This window comes from uncultured Holdemanella sp. (assembly GCF_934772795.1).
Taxonomy (GTDB): Bacteria; Bacillota_I; Bacilli_A; order Erysipelotrichales; family Erysipelotrichaceae; genus Holdemanella.
This window is the reverse complement of sequence record NZ_CAKVMR010000093.1, coordinates 1-5,963: the sequence shown is the minus strand read 5'-3', so window position 1 is coordinate 5,963 and position 5,963 is coordinate 1. Positions and strand designations below refer to the sequence as shown.

General features: G+C 34.4%; 4 protein-coding genes and 2 tRNA genes. 2 read left to right on the top strand and 4 right to left on the bottom strand.

The genetic code is table 11. The features are described 5' to 3' along the window. Positions 1 to 225: 225 nt before the first annotated feature. The 4 genes from Q0F04_RS11215 to Q0F04_RS11200 form a co-directional block, all read right to left on the bottom strand. Positions 226 to 302 (bottom strand) — tRNA-Arg (locus Q0F04_RS11215). A 54-nt stretch (positions 303 to 356) separates the two neighbouring features. Next, positions 357 to 2,180, bottom strand: a complete 1,824-nt coding sequence (locus Q0F04_RS11210; RefSeq protein WP_295753339.1) for an ABC transporter ATP-binding protein — start codon at positions 2,178 to 2,180, stop codon at positions 357 to 359. Further along, positions 2,170 to 3,900 carry an ABC transporter ATP-binding protein gene (locus tag Q0F04_RS11205; protein WP_295753337.1) on the bottom strand — a complete coding sequence of 577 codons (1,731 nt, stop codon included), beginning with the start codon at positions 3,898 to 3,900 and terminating at the stop codon, positions 2,170 to 2,172. Before Q0F04_RS11205 ends, Q0F04_RS11210 begins: the two co-directional genes overlap by 11 nt. A 13-nt stretch (positions 3,901 to 3,913) precedes the next feature. Next, positions 3,914 to 4,348 carry a MarR family transcriptional regulator gene (locus Q0F04_RS11200; RefSeq protein WP_295753336.1) on the bottom strand — a complete coding sequence of 145 codons (435 nt, stop codon included), beginning with the start codon at positions 4,346 to 4,348 and terminating at the stop codon, positions 3,914 to 3,916. Between the two features lie 101 nt (positions 4,349 to 4,449). Between Q0F04_RS11200 and rlmD the strand changes: the two genes are divergently transcribed. Together rlmD and Q0F04_RS11190 are read left to right on the top strand one after the other, a co-directional pair. After that, positions 4,450 to 5,745 carry a 23S rRNA (uracil(1939)-C(5))-methyltransferase RlmD gene (gene rlmD / locus Q0F04_RS11195; protein WP_295753334.1) on the top strand — a complete coding sequence of 432 codons (1,296 nt, stop codon included), beginning with the start codon at positions 4,450 to 4,452 and terminating at the stop codon, positions 5,743 to 5,745. 14 nt (positions 5,746 to 5,759) lie between these two features. Then, a tRNA-Leu gene (locus Q0F04_RS11190) sits at positions 5,760 to 5,845 on the top strand. The last annotated feature ends 118 nt before the right edge of the window (positions 5,846 to 5,963 follow it).

The following is a 5,963-nucleotide window of genomic DNA, read 5'->3' as shown; positions in this document are numbered from 1 at the left end:
CTTTCATTTTAAATTCTCAAAATCGCTGAACGGGAATGACACGGAGGAGAATATTATAGGGAAATAAATTCCAGTTTATTAAATCTAAACATCTATTTTTTTAATCAAAACTTTTCAACAAAGAGACTTATGTTTCTTTGTTTTTTTATAAAGGTTTTCAAAAAGGTTTTCAAAACTATCTATAAACAGAAAAAAAGCCCTTATATAAGGACTTAATTCACAAGATGGCGTCGACGGAGGGATTCGAACCCCCGACCGTGCGCTTAGAAGGCGCATGCTCTATCCGGCTGAGCTACGTCGACAACGCATATATTTTATAACATAATCAAAATATATGCAAGCCTAAAATTAAATATTTAGTCTAACTCAAAAGCACCCGTGTACAATTGATAGTATTTACCCTTTTGTTTCAACAAGTCCTCATGATTACCACGCTCAATAATACGACCTTGTTCTAACACCATGATCGCATCACTATTTTGAATCGTTGAAAGTCTATGCGCAATCACAAATACTGTTCTTCCTTCCATCAACTTATCCATACCTTCCTGAACGATTCTTTCTGTATGTGTATCAATGGAACTTGTAGCTTCATCCAAAATTAATACGGGAGGATTGGCAACTGCAGCGCGGGCAATCGATAAAAGTTGTCTTTGACCCTGCGATAAAGATTCTCCACCCGCATGAATCATTGTGTCATAACCATGTTCTAAGTGCTTAATAAATTCATGTGCATTGGCTAATTTACTAGCCGCAATACACTCTTCATCACTCGCATCCAAACGACCATAACGAATATTATCCATGATTGTACCTGTAAATAAGTTTGTATCCTGCAATACAATACCCAATGATTTTCTAAGATCTGCTTTCTTAATTAACTTTATATCAATACCATCATACGTAATGGAACCCGATTGGATATCATAGAAACGATTGATTAGATTCGTAATTGTTGTTTTCCCAGCACCTGTAGCTCCTACAAAGGCAATTTTTTGACCTGGTTTCGCAAATAGAGAAACATCAAATAAAATCTGTTTATCTGGATTATAAGAGAAGTTCACATTTTCAAAACGAACATCCCCACGAAGTGGAACCAATTCATCTTGACAATCTTTTCTTGGATGATGCCAAGCCCAGTGATCATGATCAATTTGTTCTAAAGTAACTACACCATCATCTACTTCACTTTCTGTATCGATGATTTCATAAATACGCTTAGCACCTGCATCCGCCATAATTACCGCATTTAACTGCATACTGATTTGTCCAATCGGATTTGTGAAACTACGATTCAACTGTAAGAACGCCGCAATACCACCAAGGGTTAATCCCGCAATGTTATTAAGTGCAAAGATAGAACCAACAACGGCTACAAGCACATAAGAAATATATCCAATATTCATTACGACTGGCATTAAAACATTCGCAAACGTATTCGCATTGGCACTTGCTTCAAACAACGCATCATTTACTTGATCAAAATCTTTAATACTTTGTTCTTCATGCGTAAAAACTTTAATGACCTTACTGCCTTCCATCATTTCTTCAATAAAACCATTTTCAACACCCAATTGTTTTTGTTGCGCAATAAAGTATTTACCTGATTTTGCCGAAATCTTTTTAGAAGTATAAACCATCAATAAACCACATGCGATGGTTAAAATTGCTAACGGAACATTTAAGATAAACATAGAAATCGTCACCGAAACAATCGTCATTAAAGATACAATAACCTGAGGAATACTTTGTGAAATCAACTGTCTTAAAGTATCCGTATCATTTGTATAAACTGACATGATATCCCCATGTGCATGTGTATCAAAGAATCGTAATGGCAATGTCTGCATATGTTCAAACAATTCATCACGAATATGTTTTAAAGTACCCAATGAAATAGTAACCATGATACGGTTAAATCCATACGTAGCTAAAATACCCACACCATAAATCATTGCCAATTCCATTAACGCATTCAATAAAGGCGTGTAATTTGGAACGGTTTGTGATAATAACGGAACAATATAATCATCAATCAAGCTCTTTAAAAACATACTACCATATACATTGGCAACACTTGATACAACAATCAACACTAAGACAATAAAGCTTTCAATTTTATAAGAAGTGATTGTTTCTTTAATAACACGCTTTAAACTATTTGTATCTCTATTGTTCATCAAAATCACCTCCCTTATTTTGTGCTTCAAATGTTTCTTTATACATCGCATTTGATTTTAATAATTCTTCATGCGTACCTAAACCAGAAACTTTTCCATCCTCAATCACAAGAATCTGATCTGCATCCTGGATACTTGAAACACGCTGCGAAATAATGATTCGAGTTGTATGTGGAATCTTCTCTAAGAAAGCCTGACGAATCAAGGCATCTGTTTTTGTATCTACTGCACTTGTAGAATCATCCAAAATCAAAATTTTAGGACTCTTTAATATAGCTCTTGCGATACACAAACGCTGTCTTTGTCCACCCGAAACATTCGTACCACCTTGCTCAATATACGTATCATATTTATTTGGCATCAGTTGAATGAATTCATCTGCCTGCGCTAATTTACAAGCTTCCACGATCTCTTCATCTGTCGCATTTGGATTTCCCCAACGCATATTCTCTTTGATTGTTCCTGAGAATAAAACATTCTTTTGTAGAACCGTCGCCACATTGTCACGTAATACTTTTAAATCATAATCACGCACATCCATTCCCGCTACTTTCACACTACCCTGTGTTACATCATATAAACGTGGAATCAATTGGACTAAACTCGATTTACTAGATCCTGTTGCTCCAAGGATTCCAAGTGTTGATCCTGAAGGAATATGCAAATCAATATGACTTAAAATATCTTCATCATTGCCATAATGAAATGAAACATCTTCAAAATCAATCGTTCCATTTTCTACTGTTTGAATACCATTTTCAGGACTTGTTAAATCGGATTCTTGAGTTAATACTTTGGCAATACGTTTTCCACTCGCAATCGACATTGTCACCATGACAAATATCATACTCATCATCATCAATGACATCAAAATACTTGCAGTATATGTAAACAAAGACATCAATTCTCCAGTTGTCATATTTTGTGCCACAATTTGATGAGCGCCTAACCATGAAATCAAAAGAATCGTCGCATACATACAAAGCTGCATAACAGGCGAGTTAAACACTAATATCTTTTCAGCCTTCCCTTGAATACTAAAAATAGTCTCACTTTCTTTACGGAATTTATCAATTTCATGATCCTTACGAACGAAAGATTTCACAACACGAATTCCTAAAATATTTTCTTGAATACTCGCATTTAAGAAATCATAACGAGAAAACAATCGACTAAAGATAGGACTTACAATAAAAATAATGCCAAATAAAATGACCCCTAAAACAAATACAACAACCACAAAAATCAAAGCCATTTGTTTATTAATGATAAAAGCCATAGCCAAAGATGCGATCAACATCAATGGTGCACGAACACAAACACGAATAATCATCTGATATGCATTTTGAATATTTGTCACATCCGTCATCATACGTGTGATCAAGCCACTTGTTGAATAAGCGTCAATATTTGAAAAAGAAAAGTTTTGAATATTACGATACTCTGCTTTTCTTAAATTCTTCGCAAAACCACTCGATGCGATTGCCGCATGCTTTCCACTTTTAGCTCCAGCCCATAGCGATACAAAGGCTGCCACCAACATTAAAATCCCATAAAACCAAATTGAACCCATATTTCCTTTTTCAATACCATTATCCACTAATAATGCCATCAAAAACGGAATAAACACTTCAAGTATGGCTTCGATTGAGACATAAACCGGACTCAATAACGTGTCCTTTTTATATTCTTTAACCTCATTCAATAAAGTTTTGACCATAATAAAACCTCCATTATTCTAAATTTTCAGCTAACTCCTTCAAGATTTCTAACAACTGCACCTTCTTTTCTTCACCCAACGCATTTCCAAATCTAGATTCCATTGTATGAATCTGCTTCACAATATCTTCATGCAGATTCTGCTCTTTTTGCGTTAGCACAATTGCACGAACTCGTTTATCTTTAGGATTATGCTTTCTTTCAATAAATCCCTTCTGCTCCAAACGATTTAAAATTCCTGTAACCGTTGGATTCGAAATATGAAAATGCTCCTCAATATCTCTTTGAATGACTGGATCCTTATCTGTAAAATGCAGATAACCTAAGACATCTTGTTGAGATTTCGTTAAATCATATTTTTTTAAACCTTCATTCATATGTTTGTCCATTTTTTTCTTGATCAAACTAAAATAAAAACCAATATCATTGTTGTCACACACTGTCTTCACCTCATTTTCATAGCACGCTATGTATTTATATAGTACGCTATATATATTACTATAATAATTCCATTTGTCAATTCTAGATTTTTTAGTTATCATACTTATGTATGAAAAAAAATGAAGAATATATTGTAACATGTATCGATGATACAGATTTAAATAGCGGTGTTGTAAAAATTGACGATATGGTTGTCTTTGTTCCAAACTTATTGATTGGTGAAAAGGCAAAAATCAAAATTGTAAAGGTAAATAAAAAATATGCCTTTGGTATAATTATTCAACTATTAGAACCAAGTATAAACCGCCAAGAATTAACTTGTGAAGTCGCCAAAACATGCGGTGGATGTCAACTACAACATATGAAATACACGTATCAATTAGAGTACAAATATAAACATGTAAAAAAATTATTTGATGATATTGAAGTTAAGCCTATTTTAGGCATGAATACACCTTGGTACTATCGCAACAAAGCACAATTTCCAGTTAAAATCAAAGATGGAAACGTGCTTATGGGATTTTATAGACAACACTCCAATGATGTCGTTACATGCAAAGAATGCAAGATTCAAGATCACGCAATCAATGAAGTATTTAGCTTTATTCAAAACCACATCACTCTTGAAATGGCTGAAGGCTTACGCCACATCTTTATCCGTCATTCTAGTACAAATGAAATTCAAGTGGTATTTATTGGTAAAAGTGAAAAGCCTATTTTATCTTTGTCTGCACTATTAAAAAACACATTCTCAAACATCACAAGTATTGTATTCAACTACAACACACGAAATGACAATGTGATCTTAGGTGATACATATAAAGTTTTATATGGCAATGACTATATCATTGAAGAATGTTTAGGCAATAAAGTAAAATTACACTTTAAATCCTTCTTTCAAGTCAATCCCACCCAAATGGAAGTTTTATACAATCAAGCCATTAAAGCCGCCAGTCTTTCTGGAAACGAAACATGCATTGACATGTATGCAGGAACTGGAACAATCGGAATGGCTGTCAGTAAACATGCCAAAAGTGTAATTGGTGTTGAAATTGTGAAAGAAGCTGTTGATAATGCCAACGACAACACAAAAATGAATCACCTTGATCATTGTCGATATGTTTGTCAGGATGCCACAGATTTTGCGCACGAACATAAAGAAGATAAAATTGATGTCGTTTTTATTGATCCACCAAGAAAAGGAATGACAGAAAACGGAATCCAAGATACGGTGACCATGCAGCCAGAAAAGATTGTATATGTTTCTTGCAATCCTAAGACATTATCACGAGATCTAAAAATCTTTAAAAATTATGGATACCAATGCGAATACGTTCAACCCGTAGATATGTTTTGTCAAACAACCGGACTTGAATGTGTTGCCAAACTCAGTAAAATAGTGTAATATTTTAACACTATGAGGCCGTGGTGGAATTGGTAGACACGCTACTTTGAGGGGGTAGTGAGTAATGCTCGTGTGCGTTCAAATCGCATCGGCCTCACCATATAAACATGAAAAGTGCTTATGCACTTTTTTTTATTCTGCATAAAAAAAGCCCATCAAATCATATAAAATGATTTGTATGGGCGCTTTTCATTTGCCAAGTCTTGTTTACATCTCTA